Origin of the sequence: Massilia timonae, from assembly GCF_001866515.1 — a bacterium.
Classification (GTDB): Bacteria; Pseudomonadota; Gammaproteobacteria; order Burkholderiales; family Burkholderiaceae_D; genus Telluria; species Telluria timonae.
Map to the genome: position 1 here is coordinate 3,653,479 of NZ_JRYB01000001.1, position 18,872 is coordinate 3,672,350.

Below are 18,872 nucleotides of genomic sequence, written 5' to 3' on the forward strand. Positions count from 1 at the left end.
GATGGTGAAGCAATGACCTTGTATAGCAAAATCACCGGCACCGGCAGCTACCTGCCGGCCAACCGTGTTACCAACGAACAGCTGGCGGCCCAGCTGGCGGAGATGGGCGTCGAGACCTCGCACGAGTGGATCGTCACCCGCAGCGGCATCGAGGCGCGCCACTTCGCCGCGGCAGGCGAACTGTCGTCCGACCTGGCCGTGCACGCCGCGCGCCGCGCGCTCGAGATGGCCGGCAAGGCGCCGGGCGACGTCGACCTGGTGATCGTCGCCAGTTCCACCCCCGACTTCCACGGCAGCTTCCCCAGCACGGCCTGCATCGTGCAGCAGAAGCTGGGCATGGCCAACGGCAGCGCCGCCTTCGACGTGGCGGCCGTGTGCAGCGGCTTCGTGTATGCGATGTCGACCGCCGACGCCTTCATCCGCGCCGGCAACCACAAGCGGGTGCTCGTGATCGGCGCCGAAGTGTTTTCGCGCATCGTCGACTTCAACGACCGCACCACCTGCGTGCTGTTCGGCGACGGCGCCGGCGCCGTGCTGCTCGAGGCATCGAACGAGCCGGGCATCCTCGGCGCTAAATTGCATGCCGACGGCAGCCATGCCGACATCCTGTCGATCCCCGGCAACCTGGCCAATGGCGCGGTCGCCGGCAGCGGCTTCCTGCACATGGACGGTCCGGCGGTGTTCAAGCTGGCGGTGTCGGTGCTCGAAAAAGTCGCGCACGAGGTGCTCGACCACGCCGGCGTGACCGCCGACCAGATCGACTGGCTGGTGCCGCACCAGGCCAATATCCGCATCATGAACGGCACCGCCAAGAAACTCGGCCTGCCGCTGGAAAAGATGGTCGTCACCGTCAACGAACATGGCAATACCTCGGCCGCCTCGATCCCGCTGGCGCTCGACCAGGCGGTGCGCGACGGCCGCATCAAGCCGGGCCAGAACGTCCTGATGGAAGGTGTGGGCGGCGGCTTCACCTGGGGCGCGGTGCTGGCGCGCATGTAAGCGCCGGCCCGGCCTCCAAGAACAACAACTACGGAAAACAACGATGAGCAAATTCGCATTCCTGTTCACCGGACAAGGCGCCCAGGCAGTGGGCATGCTGAACGGCTTCGCCGGCAACCCGGTCGTCGACCAGACGGTGCAAGAAGCGTCCGACGCCCTGGGCTTCGACCTCAAGCGCCTGATCGCCGAGGGTCCGAAAGAAGACCTCGACCTCACCACCAATACCCAGCCGGTCATGCTGACCGCCGCGGTCGCCGTCTACCGCGCCTGGATCGCGGCCGGCGGCCCGGTGCCGAACGTGGTCGCGGGCCATAGCCTGGGCGAGTATTCGGCCCTGGTGGCGGCCGGCGTGATCCCGTTCGCCGACGCGGTGCCGCTGGTGCGCTTCCGCGCGCAATCGATGCAGGACGCGGTCCCGGTCGGGCAGGGCGGCATGGCCGTCATCCTGGGCCTCGCGGCCGACGACGTGCGCGCCGTCTGCATTGAGGCGGCGCAGGGCGAAGTGGTCGAGGCCGTGAACTTCAACGAGCCGACCCAGATCGTGATCGCCGGCCATACCGCCGCGGTCGAGCGCGCCTGCGAGATCGCCAAGGCCAAGGGCGCCAAGCGCGCCATGAAGCTGGCGGTGTCGGCGCCATTCCACTCGTCGCTCCTGAAGCCGGCATCCGACCGCCTGCGTACCTATATGGCGGAGCTGAAGTTTGCGGCTCCACAAATTGACGTCATCAACAACGTCGACGTCGCCGTGCTGAACGATCCCGAGCAGATCAAGGACGCACTGGTGCGCCAGGCCGCCGGTCCGGTCCGCTGGGTCGAGACCATGCAGAAGATGGCGGCTGATGGCGTGACCCAGGTCATCGAATGCGCGCCCAGCAAGACCCTGATCGGCATGGCCAAGCGCATCGACGCGAACCTGGTCGGCGAAGCGCTGGTCGACCAGGCCGCGCTGGAGCGCGTGCTGGCGTCGATCTCCGAATAAACGATAAAGGAAACCTATGAATCTGCAGAACCAAGTCGCCCTCGTCACCGGCGCATCGCGCGGCATCGGCAAGGCCATCGCGCTGGAACTGGCGCGCCAGGGCGCCAAGGTCGTCGGCACCGCCACCAGCGAATCGGGCGCCCAGGCGATTTCCGATTACCTGGCCGAATTCGGCGGCAAGGGCGTGGTCCTGAACGTGCTCGACGCGGCCCGCTGCGCGGAAGTCGTGGACGAAGTGCAAAAGGGCTTCGGCAGCCTGTCGATCCTGGTCAACAATGCCGGCATCACCCAGGACAACCTGGCCATGCGCATGAAGGACGACGAGTTCGACAACGTGATCGCCACCAATCTCACCGCCGTCGGCCGCCTGTCGCGCCTGGTGCTGCGGGGCATGATGAAAGCCAAGGCCGGTCGCATCATCAGCATCACCTCGGTGGTCGGCGCGGCCGGCAACCCGGGCCAGATGAACTACGCGGCCGCCAAGGCCGGCGTGGCCGGCATGACCCGTGCGCTGGCGCGCGAGATCGGCAGCCGCAACATCACCGTCAACTGCGTGGCCCCGGGCTTCATCGACACCGACATGACCAAGGCGTTGGGCGAAGGCCAGCACGAAGCCCTGCTGACCCAGATTCCGCTGGGCCGCCTGGGCCAGCCGGAAGACATCGCCCATGCGGTGGCCTTCCTGGCCGGACCGACGGCCGCCTACATCACGGGCACCGAGCTGCACGTGAATGGCGGCATGTACATGAATTAATCAGTACAGTAATAGATTGATAAAGACCGCGTTCCAATCGGCCCCGGGGAGCCGGTCCCGATTGGGACGCAATCTCGACTTTTAGCAGGACTTTCCGGCGAAATAGCCGCAGTCGCCGAAAATAGTTTTTCGGGTCGCAAACCTGATAAAATGCGCGCACTTTCCGCAACACATACCTTAATGGAGCCAAAACATGTCGGATATCGAACAACGCGTTAAAAAAATCGTCGCTGAGCAACTGGGCGTTGCCGAAGCAGACATCAAAATCGATTCCTCGTTCGTTGACGACCTCGGTGCAGACTCGCTGGACACCGTGGAACTGGTGATGGCACTGGAAGACGAGTTCGAAATGGAAATCCCTGACGAGCAGGCTGAGAAGATCACCACCGTCAAGCAAGCCATCGACTACGCAACCGCGCACGTCAAGGCCTGAGTAGTCGCTTTACAGTTTTTGGGAGAATCGCTTGAGTCGTTCACGCAACCGCCGTGTCGTCGTCACCGGCCTGGGCTGCATTTCACCGATCGGCAACACCGTTGCCGAAGCGTGGGATGCGGCACTGGCCGGCAAGTCGGGCATTGCCAACATCACCAAGTTTGATGCAGCGCCATTCACGACCCACTTTGCTGGTGAGGTCAAGAACTTCAACGTCGAAGACTACCTGCCGGGCAAGGAAGGCCGCCACATGGATACCTTTATCCATTTCGGCATGGCAGCCGGCATCCAGGCCCTGAAGGATTCGGGCCTGGAAGTCACCGAAGAGAACGCGGACCGCATCGGCGTGGTGATCGGTTCGGGCATCGGCGGCCTGCCGATGATCGAAGCGACCAAGGAAGAATACGCGAACCGCGGCGCACGCCGCATCTCGCCGTTCTTCGTGCCGGCATCGATCATCAACATGATCTCGGGCGATCTCTCGATCAAGTTCGGCCTGCGTGGTCCGAACCTGTCCATCGTCACCGCCTGCACCACCGGCCTGCACAGCATCGGCGCGGCAGCGCGCCTGATCGAGTACGGCGATGCCGACGTGATGATCGCGGGCGGCGCCGAATCCACCGTGTCGCCGCTGGGCCTGGGCGGTTTCGCCTCGGCGCGCGCGCTGTCGACCCGCAACGACGACCCGTCGACCGCCTCGCGTCCATGGGACCGCGACCGCGACGGCTTCGTGCTGGGCGAGGGCGCCGGTGTCATGGTGCTCGAAGAATATGAACACGCCGTCGCGCGTGGCGCCAAGATCTATGCTGAAGTCATCGGCTTCGGCATGAGCGCGGACGCCAACCACATCACCTCGCCGGTCGAGGATGGCAGTGGCGCGGCGCGTTGCATGGTCAACGCGTTCAACAACGCCGGCATCAACGTCGACCAGGTGCAGTACGTGAATGCGCACGGCACCTCGACGCCGCTGGGCGACGTGGCCGAAGTGCGCGGCATCAAGCGCGTGTTCGGCGACCATGCCAAGAGCCTGGTCGTGAACTCGACCAAGTCGATGACCGGTCACCTGCTCGGTGGCGCCGGCGGCCTGGAATCGGTGTTCACCGTGCTGGCGATCCACAACCAGGTGTCGCCACCGACGATCAACATCTTCAACCAGGATCCGGAGTGCGACCTGGACTTCTGCGCCAACACGGCGCGCGAGATGCAGATCGACTACGCGGTGAAAAACTCCTTCGGCTTCGGCGGCACCAACGGTACGCTGATCTTCGCCAAAGTCTGAACCACTTCGCCCCGTCCCGGTCTAACGGGATGGGCGCTTCCAACAGCCCGGCCTGTCGCCCGTTCGTGGCGGCCGGCCGGTGCTGGCGGTAGAAGAGGAGCTTCCTCCGCCCGCCATCCTGCCCGCCGGCAGGTCCTTCCCTCGATTCTTCCTGTGCCTCATGTCGCTTGCGGTGTCCGCCGTCATCGCGCCGTCGCGTCGCCTGCGCTGCGTGCTCGCCGCCTTCTGCGCGTCGCTGTGCGCGGCTGCCCTGGCCGTGGGCCTGCTGCTGCCCGAACGCTTCGCATTCGGCGGCGCTGTCGCATGCGCGCCGCTGCTTGCCGCGCTGTCGCTGGCGCGCCCACTTTTTTCCGCCGTGGCCGGCTGGCCGCGCCGCCTTTGGCGCGTCGATGGGGGCGCCGCAGGCGCCCACCGCCCCACACATTCCAACGCGATCTTGCACGCGATTGCAACGGTGCGCCGGATTGATATTTCTGGAGTTGGGCAGATACGCCTGACGGTACAACAGGAGTTGGGGAAACGCGGGCCGGCGGCCGGGAAACCGGAGCCGGGCTCACCCATGACGCTGCTGCCCGGCGCCACGGTCTGGCCCTGCTGCATCTTGCTGCGCCTGCGCGCCGAGGACGGCGCGATCTGGCCGCTGGTGCTGCTGCCAGATGCCGTGGGCGCCGGCCAATACCGCGCGCTGGCGGTCGCCGTGCGTGCGCTGGCCAATGGCGCTGCAACAATACCGATACAAAACAGTGTGAACTTATTGCAGGGGGCCAACTCTTAAGGATGTACCGATTTTTGCGCTGTACGCATCAGTCGGTGCCTCCTCGCGAGAGGGTCGCCAATGGGGCATGGTCCGTGACGACAGAACGCGAGTGTGATCAGTTGCTGGTAGAGCGCGTCCAGGCCGGGGACCAGGGGGCTTTTGATTTGCTTGTCTCCAAGTACCAACGTCGCCTGATGCGCCTGGTGTCGCGTCTCGTCCACGATCCGGCCGAAGCCGAAGACGTGGTGCAAGAGACCTTCATCAAAGCATACCGGGCCCTGCGCCATTTTCGCGGGGATTCGGCTTTCTATACGTGGCTTTATCGAATAGGAATCAACACGGCCAAGAATTTTTTAGTCACCCAGGGGAGGCGCGCACCGACCTCGACCGAGACGGACGCCGAACGCGCCGAAGGATTCGATGATGCAGACAGCTTGCGCGACATTAACACGCCTGAATCCATGCTCGCCAGCAAACAAATCGCCCATACCGTCAACGCGGCCATGGAAGCCTTGCCGCTCGAGCTGCGTACGGCGATCGTCTTGCGCGAAATCGAAGGACTCAGCTATGAGGAAATCTCCGAAGTGATGGCCTGTCCAATAGGTACGGTGCGCAGCCGGATTTTCCGCGCGCGCGAAGTCATTGCCGAGAAATTACGCCCTTTACTCGATTTCCCGGTTGACAAACGTCGGTAGGTAGCGGGATCGTACGAACACAGCACATATTGAACACTACCGACGTCGATGGAACCGCCGATGGACACCAATAGAAAATTACGCGAGCAGATATCTGCCCTGAAAGATGGCGCCTTGCTCGACGCCGACCTGGAGCTGGCATTGGCCGCACTGCAGGGCAGCGACGGCCGCCAGGCCTGGGATCTGTATCACCTGATCGGCGACACGCTGCGCGACACGGCCGCGCCGGCGCTGTCTCCGGCATTTAACGCGCGCCTGGCCGAACGCCTCGCCGGCGAGCCGCCGCCGCTGCGCCGCGCGGCCGTCGCGGCCGAGTCCACCGGCCTGGCGGCGGTGCTCGCCAAGACCGCTTCTTCCTGACTTCCCGCCAGCCTTCCTTATCCCAGGCTTAAATTCCTTCTCTCACTGCCCGGTCGTGGGCGGCGCGCGGCGGGCGTGGCGCGACAAAGCGCGCAATTTGGCTTACCATTCAGTCAATCTTAGCCATTCGATAGCGAATCCATGACCAGTAAAACTGCCAGCCTGCTCCTGTCGGCACTGCTCGTGTCCGGCGCCACGGCCTTCATCCAGCCCGTCCACGCCGCCGCCCCCGTACCCACCCCGACCGTCACCGGCCTGCCCGACTTCACCGACGTCATCGACAAGGTGGGGCCGGCCGTCGTCAATATCCGCACCACCGAAAGGGTGCGCACCCGCGGCGGCGCACCGGGCGAAGAAGAAATGCAGGAATTCCTGCGCCGCTTCTTCGGCGGCCAGATGGTCCCGCGCGGCGGCGGCCGGCGCGGCCAGCCGCAAGAAGAAGAACGCGAAGTGCAGCGCGGCGTCGGCTCCGGCTTCATCATATCAAGCGACGGCTTCGTGCTGACCAATGCCCACGTGGTAGAGGGCGCCGACGAGGTCACGGTGACGCTCTCCGACCGGCGCGAGTTCAAGGCCAAGGTGCTGGGCGCCGACCGCCGCTCCGACGTCGCGCTGCTCAAGCTCGACGCGACCAACCTGCCTTACCTGCGCACCGGCGACTCCAGCAAGATCCGGGTCGGCGAGTGGGTGCTGGCCATCGGTTCACCGTTCGGCCTCGAGAATACCGTGACCGCCGGCATCATCTCGGCCAAGTCGCGCGATACCGGCGAATACCTGCCCTTGATCCAGAGCGACGTCGCGGTCAACCCCGGCAACTCGGGTGGTCCGCTGATCAATCTGCGCGGCGAAGTCATCGGCATCAACTCGCAGATCGCGACCTTGTCGGGCGCCTATAACGGCATCTCGTTCGCGGTGCCGATCGACGAGGTCATCCGCGTGTCCGACCAGCTCAAGACCACCGGCAAGGTCACCCGTGGCCGCCTGGGCGTGCAGATCAGCGAAGTCACGCGCGACGTGGCCGAGTCGCTGGGCCTGGGCAAGGCGCGCGGCGCCGAAGTCTCGATGGTCGAGCCGGGCGGCCCGGCCGAGAAGGCGGGCATCAAGGTCGGCGACATCATCCTGGCCTTCAACAAGCAACCGATCCAGTCGACCACCGACCTGCCGCGCCTGGTGGGCGCCTCCAAGGTCGGCAGCCGCGCCAGCGTCACCGTGTGGCGCCGCGGGGCCCAGGTCGAGGTGCCGGTCACCATCGTCGAACTGCAAGAGGAGCGTCCGACCCCGGGCCGCCAGCAGCCGAAGAAACCGGCGCCGGGCGCCGCGCCGGACGCGCTGGGCCTGCACATGTCGAATATTTCCCCAAGCGACCGCAAGGAGCTGGGGATCGACCACGGCCTGCTGGTCGAGGAGGCGCAGGGCCCGGCCGCCAGCGCCGGCATCCAGCCGGGCGATGTGATCTTGCAGTGGAACAATACGCCGATCACCAGCGTCGAACAGTTCAAGGCCTTGCTGGCCAAGCACGACAAGTCGAAGGCGGTGGCGTTGCTGGTGCAGCGCGAGGACACCACGCAGTACATCACGCTCAAGCCGCGCCAGTGACGCAGCAGCGAGGCGAGCACGCGCCTGCGCCGACGCAATTCGGCCCAAGCTTCGTCCTGTATTCGCGCAGCTGGTGCCACCTGTGCGAGGACATGCTGGCGGCGCTGCGCGCGCTCGAGCCGCCCGGGCAGCCGTTCGGCGTCGCCGTGCTGGACGTCGACTCCGACCCGGCGTTGCTGGCGCGCTTCGACGAGCTGGTGCCGGTGCTGTATGGCGATCCCGGCCAGCCCGAGCTCTGTCACTACTTCCTGGACGAGGCGGCGGTGCGGGCCTACCTGGCCGCCTGCGCCGCCACGCGGGCCGCGTCCTGAGCCACCCTCTGGAAACCGGCCTTTCTGCCTCGAAATCCGGTAAAATGCCGGGTCGGAGCGGTGATTGCACACCTTCCAAAGAATTTCCTGCTTTGCCAAGGCGCTCGCCTGGGGACCGGCACGGCCCCCGACGCAGCGCTTTTTCGTATTGCGCAGCCAATTCGTGCTGCACGGCAGTACGCCTTATATCGTCGTAGTCGCCGCCTTTCGCGGCCTTTTTGGTTTTGAGCTTTGTTAATGAACAACATACGTAACTTCTCCATCATCGCCCACATCGACCATGGCAAATCGACCCTGGCCGACCGCATCATCCAGCTGTGCGGCGGCCTGTCGGACCGCGAAATGGACGCCCAGGTGCTCGATTCGATGGACCTGGAACGCGAGCGCGGCATCACCATCAAGGCCCAGACCGCGGCGCTGCAGTACAAGGCGCGCGACGGCCAGGTCTACAACCTGAACCTGATCGACACCCCGGGCCACGTCGACTTCTCGTACGAAGTCAGCCGCTCGCTGTCGGCCTGCGAAGGCGCGCTGCTGGTGGTCGACGCTTCGCAGGGCGTGGAAGCGCAGACGGTCGCCAACTGCTACACCGCGCTCGACCTGGGCGTCGAAGTGGTGCCGATCCTGAACAAGATCGACCTGCCGCACGCCGACCCGGACAATGCCAAGAAAGAAATCGAGGACGTGATCGGCATCGACGCGTCCGACGCCACCGTGTGCTCGGCCAAGACCGGCCTGGGCGTGGAAGACGTGCTTGAAACCCTGATCGCGAAAGTGCCGCCGCCGAAGGGCGATCCCGACGCGCCGCTGCAGGCCCTGATCGTCGACTCCTGGTACGACCCGTACGTCGGCGTCGTGATGCTGGTGCGCGTGGTCAACGGCACCCTGCGTCCAAAAGACAAGATCCGCCTGATGGCCACCGAGTCGGTCAACCTGGTGGAAAACATCGGCGTGTTCACCCCGCGTTCGGTGTCGCTGCCACAGCTGACCGCCGGCCAGGTGGGCTTCATCATCGCCGGCATCAAGGAACTGACCGCCGCCCGCGTGGGCGACACCGTGACCCTGGCCAGCCGTCCGGCGCCCGAGCCGCTGCCGGGCTTCAAGGAAGTGCAACCGCAGGTGTTCGCCGGCCTGTTCCCGGTCGAGGCGAACCAGTACGACGCGCTGCGCGACTCGCTCGAGAAGCTGAAGCTGAACGACGCCGCCCTGATGTACGAGCCGGAAGTCTCGCAGGCGCTGGGCTTCGGCTTCCGCTGCGGCTTCCTGGGCCTGCTGCACATGGAGATCGTGCAAGAGCGCCTGGAGCGCGAATTCGACATGGACCTGATCACGACGGCGCCGACCGTGGTGTACGAGGTCGAGATGAAGGACGGCAGCATCATCCGCGTCGACAATCCGTCGAAGATGCCGGAACCGTCGAAGATCAACGAAGTGCGCGAGCCGATCGTCGACGTCAACCTGTACATGCCGCAAGAGTACGTGGGTTCGGTGATGACCCTGTGTAACGGCAAGCGCGGCATCCAGATGGACATGGCCTACCACGGCCGCCAGGTCAAGCTGCACTACGAGATCCCGATGGCCGAGATCGTGCTGGACTTCTTCGACCGCCTCAAGTCCACCTCGCGCGGCTATGCCTCGATGGACTACGAGTTCAAGGAAAATCGCGCGGCCGACGTGGTCAAGGTCGACATGCTGATCAACAGCGAAAAGGTCGACGCCCTGGCCATCATCGTCCACCGCGCCAACGCGCCGTATCGCGGACGCCAGGTGGCGGCCAAGATGCGCGAACTGATCCCGCGCCAGATGTTCGACGTCGCGATCCAGGCCGCCATCGGCGCCACCATCATCTCGCGCGAAAACGTGAAGGCGCTGCGCAAGAATGTCCTGGCCAAGTGCTATGGCGGCGACATCTCGCGTAAGAAAAAGCTGCTGGAGAAGCAAAAGGCCGGCAAGAAGCGCATGAAGCAGGTCGGCTCGGTGGAGATTCCACAAGAAGCCTTCCTGGCCATTCTCCAGGTGGAAGATAAATAATGAACCTGCAACCCATCCTGGGCAATTTTGCCCTGATCCTGTTCGTCTTGATGGTGATCACGGGCATCATCTGGTGCCTGGACACATTCTATTTGGCGAAACAGCGGCGCCGCGCCGCCGATGCCGCCCTGCGCGAGTACGATACGCGCAACGCCAAGCTGGTCGCGGATGGGATCAAGGTCGACCACAACGGCAACCGCGCGGCGATCGAGCAGGCCCACCTGCGCCAGCCGACCTGGATCGAGTATTCGGGCAGCTTCTTCCCGGTGATCGCGCTGGTGTTCATCCTGCGCTCGTTCCTGTGGGAGCCGTTCAAGATCCCGTCGTCGTCGATGGTGCCGACCCTGCTGGTGGGCGACTTCATCCTGGTGAACAAATACACCTATGGCATCCGTCTACCGATCATTAACAAAAAAATCATCCAGATCAATAATCCCCAGCGCGGCGACGTGATGGTGTTCAAGTATCCAAAAGACATGAACCAGGATTACATCAAGCGCGTCATTGGCGTGCCGGGTGATAAAATCACGTACGAGGACAAGCGCCTGACGGTCAACGGCAAGCCGGTCGAGTACACGGCGCTGGACGACTACCTGGACGATCAGCATCCGATCTACCACAAGCAGTTCGTCGAGAAACTGCCGAGCCCGGGCGGCTTGACCCAGCACCGCATCCTGAACACGGCCGACAAGCGCAATATCGACCTGGGCAGCGTAGACAATTTCCCGCTGCGTGAAAACTGCGAATACACCTACGACAAGTTCACCTGCGTGGTGCCGGAAGGGCAGTATTTCATGATGGGCGATAATCGCGACAATAGCGCGGACAGCCGTTACTGGGGTTTCGTGCCTGATCGCAATATCGTCGGCAAGGCCTTCGTGGTCTGGATGAACTTCAGCAATCCGAAACGTGTCGGCGGTATCCAATAACAAGGGGCGCGCATGGATCGCAGGAAGATAGTTAACAAACAAGACGGTCTTTCCCTGTCCGGCCTGATCGGGGCGCTGGTCGTCATCGGCGTGGCCGGCATCTTCGCCATGCGCATGGTCCCGGCCTATATCGAGTACAACGCGATCAAGTCGGCGATCGCCAAGGTCAAGGACAGCGGCGGCAGCATCCGCGAGATGCAGCAAGCCTTCAACCGCCATACCAGCGTCAACGACGTCGAGGCCGTACGCGGCCAGGACCTGGTCTTCACCCGCGATGGTGAAGAAACGCAGATCAGCTTTGCCTACGAAAAGCGGCTGCCGCTGATGGGCAACGTCAGCCTGCTGATCGACTTCGCCGGCACCACCGACCCCAGCGGCGTGGTGGCCGAGGCCGACAGCACCGCTCCCTGAGCCTTTATAGACACACCGTGGCCTGCCGGCCACACACACGACATCGACAATGAATCTTCAGTTATTGCAAACGCGCTTGGGGTATACGTTCCGGGACATCGGGCTGCTGCAGCAAGCCCTGACCCACCGTAGCCATAGCAGTCTGCATAACGAGCGCCTGGAATTCCTGGGCGATTCGGTCCTCAACTGCGTCGTCGCTTCGGTGCTGTACGAACGTTTCGGCACGCTTGACGAGGGCGACCTGTCGCGCCTGCGCGCCAACCTGGTCAAGCAGCAGGCGCTGTTCGAGATCGCCCAGAAGCTCGACCTGTCGCAATTCCTGCGCCTGGGCGAGGGCGAGCTCAAGTCCGGCGGTTTCCGCCGGCCCTCGATCCTGGCCGACACCCTGGAAGCGCTGCTCGGCGCGATCTTCCTCGACAGCGGCTTCGACAGCGCGCGCGACGTGATCCGCGCCTTTTACATTCCACTGCTGGAGACGGTCGACCCGGCCACGCTCGGCAAGGACGCCAAGACCTTGCTGCAGGAATTCCTGCAGGCCAAGCGTATTGCGCTGCCGACCTATAATGTGGTGGCCACCCACGGCGCCGCCCACAGCCAGGAATTCGAAGTCGAATGCCTGGTGCCGAAGCTGAACGTGCAGGTGTTCGGCCGCGGCGGCAGCCGCCGCGCGGCCGAGCAGGCCGCCGCCAGCCTGGCCCTCGACGCGGCCCAGAAGGCGCTGACCAAGACGCCCGGCGCGCGCAAGCCACGCCAGCGCTCGGCCCAGTTGAAACTGGCCGGCATCGGCACCAATCAGGGCGACGCCGCATCGGCCGCCCAAGCAGAACAACCAGGAACAGAAAAAGCATGAACGCCACTCCCGACAATTTCCGCTGCGGCTATATCGCCATCGTCGGCCGCCCGAACGTCGGCAAGTCGACCCTGATGAACGTCCTGATCGGCGCCAAGGTGTCGATCACGTCGCGCAAGGCCCAGACCACGCGCCACCGCATCACCGGCATCCAGACCCGCGACGACGCGCAATACATCTACGTCGACACCCCGGGCTTCCAGACCCGCCATGCCAATGCGCTGAACAAGACGCTGAACAAGACCGTCTCGAACACGCTGACGTCGTCGGACGCGATCCTGTTCCTGGTCGAAGCCGGCACCTTCGGCCCGGCCGACCAGCAAGTGCTGGACATGCTGCCAAAGAATGTCCCGGTGATCCTGGTCATCAATAAATCGGACCGCGTGAAGGACAAGGCGGTCTTGATGCCGTTCGCGCAAAAGATCTCGGCCCTGTTCAACTTCGCCGCCATCGTGCCGGTCTCGGCCAAGCTGCGCTTCCAGGTCGACGCGCTGGAAACCGAGATCAAGCGCCACCTGCCGGAAAATCCGCCGGTATTCGGGCCGGACGACATCACCGACCGCAGCGAGAAATTCCTGGCGGCCGAGATCGTGCGCGAAAAAGTGTTCCGCCTGCTGGGCGACGAACTGCCGTACACCAGCACCGTCCTGATCGAACAGTTCGAACAGGAAGGCAATCTGCGCCGGATCTTCGCCGCGATCCTGGTCGAGCGCGACACCCATAAATCGATGATCATCGGTAACAAGGGTGCGCGCCTGAAAGAGATTTCGACCCAATCGCGCCTCGATATGGAGAAACTGTTCGGCGGCCCGATCTATCTGGAAATTTGGGTCAAGGTCAAATCCGGCTGGGCCGACAACGAAGCAGGCCTGCGCGCTTACGGTTACGAGTAAGGGCGGGGGACGCAAGCCACGCGCATGTCCAGCCACGACCAATTCATCGACGACCTGCCGGAGCAGGGCACGCCGGCCGCGGGCAAGCGCCCGCGCGCGCCGGCACGCGACAGCCGCATCGTCGGCCAGCCGGGTTTCGTGCTGCACAGCTATCCCTACAAAGAAACCAGCCTCATCATCGACATGTTCACCCGCGACCATGGCCGGGTGGGCGTGGTGGCCAAGGGCGCCAAGCGCCCGTTCTCCAAGCTGCGCGGCGTGCTGCAGACCTTCCAGCCCCTGAGCGTCTCGTGGAGCGGCAAGTCCGAGCTGCGCACCCTGATCGATGCCGAGTGGGTGGGCGGCATGCTGCCGCTGGAACGCACGGCGCTGCTGTGCGGCTTCTACCTGAACGAACTGCTCGTCAAATTGCTGGCGCGCGACGACCGCCATCCGGCCCTGTTCGACCATTACGTCTCGACCCTGAACCAGCTCGCCCACGGCGAACCGGCGCAAATCGTCTTGCGAAAATTCGAAAGAGCCTTACTTAAGGAAACAGGCGTGGCAGCCGATCTCGGCCGCTGCACGAACAGCCGCGCCCCGGTGGAGCCGGGCCGCGATTACGTGGTCGATCCGGAGCGCGGCGCGCGCGCGGCGGGCCCAGGCGAAGTCTGGCCCGTGGTATTGGGCAAGACCCTGCTCGACATGGAGCGCGAGGACTATACTGATCCGGCGACCCAGGCGCAGAGCAAGCAATTGATGCGCTTCCTGCTGGCGCACCACCTGGGCGGACAGCCGCTCAATACGCGCCAGATTTTGATCGATTTGATGCAACTGTAAAAAGAACACTATGAGCTTCCTGCAACCCGCCGGCCAGGTGATCGACCTGGGCGTGAACATCGACCATATCGCCACCGTGCGCAATGCGCGCGGCACGACGTATCCGGACCCGCTGCGCGCCGCGCTGCTGGCCGAGCAGGCGGGCGCCGACCTGATCACGCTGCATTTGCGCGAAGACCGGCGCCACATCAAGGATGCCGACGTGCTGGCCCTACGCCCGCTGCTGGCGACGCGCATGAACCTGGAAGCGGCCGTCACCCGTGAGATGATCGACTTCGCCTGCCAGGTGAAACCGCAGGACGTGTGCCTGGTGCCGGAGCGGCGCGAGGAAGTCACGACCGAGGGCGGCCTGGACGTGGTGCGCTACTACAACGAGGTCGAGGCGGCCGTGAAGCAGCTGAAGGAAGAGGGCATCCGCGTCTCGCTGTTCATCGATGCCGATGCGCGCCAGATCGAGGCGGCGGCCGCCGTCGGCGCCACCGTGATCGAATTGCACACGGGCCGCTATGCCGAGGCCGAAGGCGATGAAGTGGCGCACGAGCTGGAACGCATCAAGCTGGGCGTGCATGAGGGCGCGAAACGCGGCCTGCGCGTGAATGCCGGCCATGGCCTGCACTATACCAACGTGCAGCCGATCGCGGCGATTCCGGACCTGCACGAGCTGAACATCGGCCACGCGATCGTGGCGCATGCGCTGTTCGCCGGCTGGGAAAACGCGGTGCGCGAGATGAAGGCGATCATGGTCGCGGCGCGCCTGGGCGTGAGTTACACCGCGAAAGCCGGGGCCTGAGATGATCTACGGCATCGGCACCGACATCGTCCAGATCTCGCGTGTCGAGGCTGCCCTCGCACGCAGCGGCCCGCGCTTCGCCGAGAAAATCCTCGGCCCGCAAGAGCTGGAAAAATACCATGCCCGCAGCGCCAAGAACGCGGTGCGCGGCCTGCGCTTCCTCGCCACCCGTTTCTCGGCCAAGGAGGCGTTCTCGAAAGCCATTGGTCTCGGCATGCGCATGCCCATGACCTGGCGTTCCGCCCAGATGCTGAATGACCCGAGCGGCAAACCGGTCATCGTCTGCAGCGGCGCCCTTGGCGACTTCATGCGCGAGCACCGGCTCAGCGCCCAGGTGACGATCAGCGACGAGGCCGACTACGGCGTCGCCTTCGTGATCGTGACCCAGGCGCCGTTGGCATCACCATCATTGGCAGAGTAATGTCCGAAGCAAAACCCGCAGCAGCTGGCAACCCATCCGTCGAACTCACCCCCGAACTGGCCGCGCGGCTCGGCCGCGAGCGCCTGTCGGAGGCGCGCGAGGAAATGCGCGCCGAAGCCAACCGCGAGCTGAGCCCGAAGGTGGATGCCGACGTGCGCGCGCAGGTGCTGGCCGTCGTCAATCGCCTGCCGGGGCTGCCCGGCGTGTACCGCTACTTCGATGCGGCCGACAACGTGCTCTACGTCGGCAAGGCGCGCAACCTCAAGAACCGCGTCTCGAGCTACTTCCAGAAAAACCTGTCGAGCCCGCGCATCGCGATGATGGTGTCGCAGATCGCGCGCCTGGAAACGACGGTGGTGAGCAGCGAGGCCGAAGCGCTGATCCTGGAAAACAACCTGATCAAGACGCTCAAGCCGCGCTACAACATCCTGTTCCGCGACGATAAGTCTTACCCCTACATCAAGATCACGGGCGGCGAAGCGCCGCGTATGGCGTATTACCGCGGCGCGCTGGACAAGAGGAACCAGTACTTCGGTCCTTTCCCCAGCGCCTGGGCGGCCAAGGAATCGATCCAGCTGCTGCAGCGCGTGTTCAAGCTGCGCACCTGCGAGGACAGCGTCTATGCGAACCGCACGCGCCCCTGCCTGCTGCACCAGATCGGCCGCTGCAGCGCGCCCTGTGTAAAACTGATCGCGCCGGAGGAATACAAGCTCGACGTCGAGAACGCGGCGCGCTTCCTGCGCGGACGCCAGAGCGAGGTGATGGCCGACCTCGAGCAGAAGATGCAGGATTACGCGATGGAGCTCAAGTTCGAGCAGGCGGCGTCGGTGCGCAACCAGATCCAGGCGCTGTCGAAGGTGCTGCATGCGCAGAGCATGGAGACGACGGGCGACGCCGACGTGGACGTCATCGCGGTGGTGGTGCAGGGCGGACGCGCCTGCGTCAACCTGGCCATGGTGCGTGGCGGACGCCACCTGGGCGACCGCGCCTACTTCCCGAGCCACGTGGGCGAATCGCTGGGAGAATGCCCGATCGAGGTCGAGGTGCTGTGCGCCTTCCTGGCCCAGCACTATGCGGGCCAGTTCATCCCGGGCACCCTGATCCTGAACGTCGAATTCGACCAGCCCGAACTCATCATGGCCTTGCAGGAGCAGTGCGGCCACCGCATCAGCCTGGTGCTGCAGCCGGGCGGCCAGCGCCGCCAGTGGCTCGAGATGGCGTGCAAGGGCGGAGAAATCGCGCTGGCGCGGCTGCTGTCCGAGCAGGGCTCGCAACAGGCGCGCACGCGCGCGCTGGCCGATACCTTGCAGCTCGACAGCGAAGACCTGGACGCCCTGCGCATCGAATGCTTCGACATCAGCCACACGGCGGGCGAGGCGACCCAGGCCTCGTGCGTGGTGTTCCACCACCACCAGATGCAGAACGGCGAGTATCGCCGCTTCAACATCAACGGCATCACGCCGGGCGACGACTATGCCGCCATGCGCCAGGTGCTGACGCGTCGCTATGAGAAAGTGGCGGGCGGGGAGGGCGTGATGCCCGACATCGTGCTGGTCGACGGCGGCAAGGGGCAAGTGGAGATGGCGCGCCAGGTGTTTACCGAGCTGGGGCTGGACATCTCCATGATCGTCGGCGTGGCCAAGGGAGAAGGGCGGCGCGTGGGCCTGGAGACCCTGATCTTCGCCGACGGCCGCCCGGCCCAGGAGCTGGGCAAGGAATCGGCGGCGCTGATGCTGGTGGCCCTGATCCGCGACGAGGCGCACCGCTTCGCCATCACCGGCATGCGCGCCAAGCGCGCCAAGGCGCGCCAGGCTTCGCGCCTGGAAGAGATCGAAGGCATCGGCGCCAAGCGCCGCCAGCGCTTGCTGGCGCGCTTCGGCGGCCTGCGCGGCGTGATCGACGCCAGTGTCGAAGACCTGATGACGGTGGAGGGCATTTCGAGCGCGTTGGCGGAAGAGATTTACAGGCAGCTGCATTGAATGACCCCGTCCACCCTACGTTCAATCAACGGTGGGGTGGGCGGCTTGCCGTCTACGCGTTCAACCAGCATGCGAACTACCCGTTCGGCATCAATATTTCCATGCAGTCAACCCGAAACAACCGCCAACCGTTGAGCCGCCAGGCTCCGCGCCTCCCCATACAGATGAGTCAACTGGCCCAAACCAGCATACCCATGTAGACTAACGGCCAAGCATTTTTCCACGGTAATCAGCTCTCTCATGCCCTTCAATATACCGATTCTCCTGACCTGGTTACGCGTCGCGCTCATTCCCCTCGTAGTCGGATTGTTCTACTTGCCGGTTGACTGGATGACGCTCCCCGAGCGCAATCTCGCGGCGACCGCCGTCTTCATCATCGCCGCCGTCACCGACTGGTTCGACGGTTTCCTAGCCCGCCGCTGGAACGAAACCTCGGCCTTCGGCGCCTTCCTCGACCCGGTCGCGGACAAGCTGATGGTGGCCGGCGCGCTGCTGGTGCTGGTCCAACTGGACCGGGTGGACGCGATCATCGCCGGCATCATCATCGGCCGCGAGATCACCATCTCGGCGCTGCGCGAATGGATGGCCCAGATCGGCGCCACCCGCTCGGTGGCGGTGAGCTCGATCGGCAAGATCAAGACCGCGGCCCAGATGACGGCGATCCCGATGCTGCTGTTCCATGACCGCCTGTTCGGCATCGATATCCACTTCTGGGGCGAGTACCTGCTGTGGGTGGCGGGCGTGCTGACGGTGTGGTCGATGTTCTATTATCTGCGCCGCGCCTGGCCCCTGATCAAGGAGAAGGCGGGGGCGATTTAATTTGTTTCGTGGCATCCTTGACGTACAGAATAGAATCTCTATAATGCCTGCCTGTTGCGACAACAACGCAACAGAATGAAAGACGAAGCGGGAGTAGCTCAGTTGGTAGAGCGCAACCTTGCCAAGGTTGAGGTCGAGAGTTCGAGACTCTTCTCCCGCTCCAAAGATTGCAAAGCTGTAAAGCGATCTTGGAAAAACGTCAAAGTTCTGTCATAATCGTTGTTCTGTACGCGGGAGTAGCTCAGTTGGTAGAGCGCAACCTTGCCAAGGTTGAGGTCGAGAGTTCGAGACTCTTCTCCCGCTCCAGTTTTCTAAACTGGCGCTGCAGTTGGTAGTACATTGTAAGGCTCCATGCGGGAGTAGCTCAGTTGGTAGAGCGCAACCTTGCCAAGGTTGAGGTCGAGAGTTCGAGACTCTTCTCCCGCTCCAGGTTTTACAAGATAAGTGGTAACACTCCTAAGCGGGAGTAGCTCAGTTGGTAGAGCGCAACCTTGCCAAGGTTGAGGTCGAGAGTTCGAGACTCTTCTCCCGCTCCAGAATTCAGGAAGATTCCTTCTTCCCTTGTTGATGTGTTTCATAACCGTTCACATCGATCAAGCGCACTATATCCTCTGGCGAGGTAGCAAAGCGGTTATGCAGCGGCCTGCAAAGCCGTCTAGACGGGTTCGACTCCCGTCCTCGCCTCCAGATCCTCATAGTACGGGCCCCGTTGGGGCCCGTTTGCATTGGGTTCAACACCACACGCCAAGTGTGGTGCACCACACCTG

Annotated in this window: 21 protein-coding genes and 5 tRNA genes; all 26 read left to right on the forward strand. The window is 63.9% G+C overall.

Annotation, left to right across the window (positions count from 1 at the left end; genetic code table 11):
- The first annotated feature begins 12 nt into the window (after positions 1-12).
- The 26 genes from LO55_RS15755 to LO55_RS15875 all read left to right on the forward strand — a co-directional run bounded on the left by LO55_RS15755 (position 13) and on the right by LO55_RS15875 (position 18,792).
- Complete coding sequence (locus LO55_RS15755) at positions 13-999, forward strand: beta-ketoacyl-ACP synthase III (RefSeq protein WP_071362177.1); 987 nt, start codon at positions 13-15, stop codon at positions 997-999.
- Positions 1,000-1,042: 43 nt separating this feature from the next.
- Entirely contained in the window at positions 1,043-1,978 is a 936-nt protein-coding gene (gene fabD, locus LO55_RS15760) for an ACP S-malonyltransferase (RefSeq protein ID WP_071362178.1), read from the forward strand.
- Positions 1,979-1,994: 16 nt separating this feature from the next.
- Positions 1,995-2,732: a 3-oxoacyl-ACP reductase FabG gene (gene fabG, locus LO55_RS15765; RefSeq protein WP_005666811.1), complete on the forward strand. Its 738-nt coding sequence runs from the start codon at positions 1,995-1,997 to the stop codon at positions 2,730-2,732.
- A gap of 193 nt (positions 2,733-2,925) precedes the next feature.
- The gene (gene acpP / locus LO55_RS15770) at positions 2,926-3,165 is read left to right on the forward strand and encodes an acyl carrier protein (RefSeq protein WP_005666812.1); all 240 of its coding nucleotides are present in this window, start codon (positions 2,926-2,928) and stop codon (positions 3,163-3,165) included.
- 31 nt (positions 3,166-3,196) lie between these two features.
- Complete coding sequence (fabF, locus tag LO55_RS15775; RefSeq protein ID WP_005666813.1) at positions 3,197-4,444, forward strand: beta-ketoacyl-ACP synthase II; 1,248 nt, start codon at positions 3,197-3,199, stop codon at positions 4,442-4,444.
- A 79-nt stretch (positions 4,445-4,523) separates the two neighbouring features.
- Positions 4,524-5,219, forward strand: a complete 696-nt coding sequence (locus LO55_RS15780) for a hypothetical protein (protein WP_071362179.1) — start codon at positions 4,524-4,526, stop codon at positions 5,217-5,219.
- Between the two features lie 74 nt (positions 5,220-5,293).
- Positions 5,294-5,896 (forward strand): RNA polymerase sigma factor RpoE, encoded by a 603-nt coding sequence (rpoE, locus tag LO55_RS15785; RefSeq protein ID WP_040776532.1) that lies wholly within the window; start codon positions 5,294-5,296, stop codon positions 5,894-5,896.
- 60 nt (positions 5,897-5,956) lie between these two features.
- Complete coding sequence (locus tag LO55_RS15790; protein ID WP_005666817.1) at positions 5,957-6,256, forward strand: sigma-E factor negative regulatory protein; 300 nt, start codon at positions 5,957-5,959, stop codon at positions 6,254-6,256.
- 141 nt (positions 6,257-6,397) lie between these two features.
- On the forward strand, positions 6,398-7,852 hold the full coding sequence (locus LO55_RS15795) for a DegQ family serine endoprotease (protein WP_071362180.1): 1,455 nt from the start codon (positions 6,398-6,400) through the stop codon (positions 7,850-7,852).
- Positions 7,849-8,163, forward strand: coding sequence for a glutaredoxin family protein (locus tag LO55_RS15800; RefSeq protein ID WP_071362181.1), 315 nt, complete (start codon positions 7,849-7,851; stop codon positions 8,161-8,163). Before LO55_RS15795 ends, LO55_RS15800 begins: the two co-directional genes overlap by 4 nt.
- Before the next feature lie 64 nt (positions 8,164-8,227).
- The gene (locus LO55_RS26695) at positions 8,228-8,401 is read left to right on the forward strand and encodes a hypothetical protein (RefSeq protein ID WP_177185531.1); all 174 of its coding nucleotides are present in this window, start codon (positions 8,228-8,230) and stop codon (positions 8,399-8,401) included.
- Positions 8,401-10,194: a translation elongation factor 4 gene (gene lepA / locus LO55_RS15805; RefSeq protein ID WP_005666820.1), complete on the forward strand. Its 1,794-nt coding sequence runs from the start codon at positions 8,401-8,403 to the stop codon at positions 10,192-10,194. The genes LO55_RS26695 and lepA overlap by 1 nt, the downstream gene beginning before the upstream one ends.
- Positions 10,194-11,123: a signal peptidase I gene (lepB, locus tag LO55_RS15810; RefSeq protein WP_005666821.1), complete on the forward strand. Its 930-nt coding sequence runs from the start codon at positions 10,194-10,196 to the stop codon at positions 11,121-11,123. The genes lepA and lepB overlap by 1 nt, the downstream gene beginning before the upstream one ends.
- Positions 11,124-11,135: 12 nt before the next feature.
- Complete coding sequence (locus tag LO55_RS15815) at positions 11,136-11,534, forward strand: DUF4845 domain-containing protein (RefSeq protein ID WP_071362182.1); 399 nt, start codon at positions 11,136-11,138, stop codon at positions 11,532-11,534.
- Positions 11,535-11,610: 76 nt separating this feature from the next.
- A complete protein-coding gene (gene rnc / locus LO55_RS15820) occupies positions 11,611-12,384 on the forward strand; it encodes a ribonuclease III (protein WP_229410152.1) in 774 nt (257 codons plus the stop codon).
- Positions 12,381-13,277 carry a GTPase Era gene (era, locus tag LO55_RS15825; protein WP_071362184.1) on the forward strand — a complete coding sequence of 299 codons (897 nt, stop codon included), beginning with the start codon at positions 12,381-12,383 and terminating at the stop codon, positions 13,275-13,277. Before rnc ends, era begins: the two co-directional genes overlap by 4 nt.
- A gap of 24 nt (positions 13,278-13,301) precedes the next feature.
- On the forward strand, positions 13,302-14,096 hold the full coding sequence (gene recO, locus LO55_RS15830) for a DNA repair protein RecO (protein WP_071362185.1): 795 nt from the start codon (positions 13,302-13,304) through the stop codon (positions 14,094-14,096).
- Positions 14,097-14,106: 10 nt separating this feature from the next.
- The gene (gene pdxJ / locus LO55_RS15835) at positions 14,107-14,886 is read left to right on the forward strand and encodes a pyridoxine 5'-phosphate synthase (RefSeq protein WP_071362186.1); all 780 of its coding nucleotides are present in this window, start codon (positions 14,107-14,109) and stop codon (positions 14,884-14,886) included.
- 1 nt (position 14,887) lies between these two features.
- Positions 14,888-15,307: a holo-ACP synthase gene (gene acpS, locus LO55_RS15840; RefSeq protein ID WP_071362187.1), complete on the forward strand. Its 420-nt coding sequence runs from the start codon at positions 14,888-14,890 to the stop codon at positions 15,305-15,307.
- A 104-nt stretch (positions 15,308-15,411) separates the two neighbouring features.
- Positions 15,412-17,286 carry an excinuclease ABC subunit UvrC gene (gene uvrC, locus LO55_RS15845; RefSeq protein WP_143054663.1) on the forward strand — a complete coding sequence of 625 codons (1,875 nt, stop codon included), beginning with the start codon at positions 15,412-15,414 and terminating at the stop codon, positions 17,284-17,286.
- A 240-nt stretch (positions 17,287-17,526) separates the two neighbouring features.
- Positions 17,527-18,105, forward strand: a complete 579-nt coding sequence (gene pgsA / locus LO55_RS15850) for a CDP-diacylglycerol--glycerol-3-phosphate 3-phosphatidyltransferase (RefSeq protein ID WP_071362188.1) — start codon at positions 17,527-17,529, stop codon at positions 18,103-18,105.
- An 87-nt stretch (positions 18,106-18,192) separates the two neighbouring features.
- A tRNA-Gly gene (locus LO55_RS15855) sits at positions 18,193-18,268 on the forward strand.
- Between the two features lie 67 nt (positions 18,269-18,335).
- A tRNA-Gly gene (locus LO55_RS15860) sits at positions 18,336-18,411 on the forward strand.
- 47 nt (positions 18,412-18,458) lie between these two features.
- Positions 18,459-18,534 (forward strand) — tRNA-Gly (locus LO55_RS15865).
- A 31-nt stretch (positions 18,535-18,565) separates the two neighbouring features.
- A tRNA-Gly gene (locus tag LO55_RS15870) sits at positions 18,566-18,641 on the forward strand.
- Positions 18,642-18,718: 77 nt separating this feature from the next.
- Positions 18,719-18,792: transfer RNA gene (locus LO55_RS15875), tRNA-Cys, on the forward strand.
- The last annotated feature ends 80 nt before the right edge of the window (positions 18,793-18,872 follow it).

Coding starts and splice junctions, on each gene's coding strand:
- LO55_RS15755 (WP_071362177.1), top strand. CDS start 13: ATGACCTTGTATAGCAAAATCACCGGCACCGGCAGCTACCTGCCGGCC.
- fabD (WP_071362178.1), top strand. CDS start 1,043: ATGAGCAAATTCGCATTCCTGTTCACCGGACAAGGCGCCCAGGCAGTG.
- fabG (WP_005666811.1), top strand. CDS start 1,995: ATGAATCTGCAGAACCAAGTCGCCCTCGTCACCGGCGCATCGCGCGGC.
- acpP (WP_005666812.1), top strand. CDS start 2,926: ATGTCGGATATCGAACAACGCGTTAAAAAAATCGTCGCTGAGCAACTG.
- LO55_RS15790 (WP_005666817.1), top strand. CDS start 5,957: ATGGACACCAATAGAAAATTACGCGAGCAGATATCTGCCCTGAAAGAT.
- LO55_RS15795 (WP_071362180.1), top strand. CDS start 6,398: ATGACCAGTAAAACTGCCAGCCTGCTCCTGTCGGCACTGCTCGTGTCC.
- lepA (WP_005666820.1), top strand. CDS start 8,401: ATGAACAACATACGTAACTTCTCCATCATCGCCCACATCGACCATGGC.
- lepB (WP_005666821.1), top strand. CDS start 10,194: ATGAACCTGCAACCCATCCTGGGCAATTTTGCCCTGATCCTGTTCGTC.
- LO55_RS15815 (WP_071362182.1), top strand. CDS start 11,136: ATGGATCGCAGGAAGATAGTTAACAAACAAGACGGTCTTTCCCTGTCC.
- era (WP_071362184.1), top strand. CDS start 12,381: ATGAACGCCACTCCCGACAATTTCCGCTGCGGCTATATCGCCATCGTC.
- recO (WP_071362185.1), top strand. CDS start 13,302: ATGTCCAGCCACGACCAATTCATCGACGACCTGCCGGAGCAGGGCACG.
- pdxJ (WP_071362186.1), top strand. CDS start 14,107: ATGAGCTTCCTGCAACCCGCCGGCCAGGTGATCGACCTGGGCGTGAAC.
- acpS (WP_071362187.1), top strand. CDS start 14,888: ATGATCTACGGCATCGGCACCGACATCGTCCAGATCTCGCGTGTCGAG.
- uvrC (WP_143054663.1), top strand. CDS start 15,412: ATGCGCGCCGAAGCCAACCGCGAGCTGAGCCCGAAGGTGGATGCCGAC.
- pgsA (WP_071362188.1), top strand. CDS start 17,527: ATGCCCTTCAATATACCGATTCTCCTGACCTGGTTACGCGTCGCGCTC.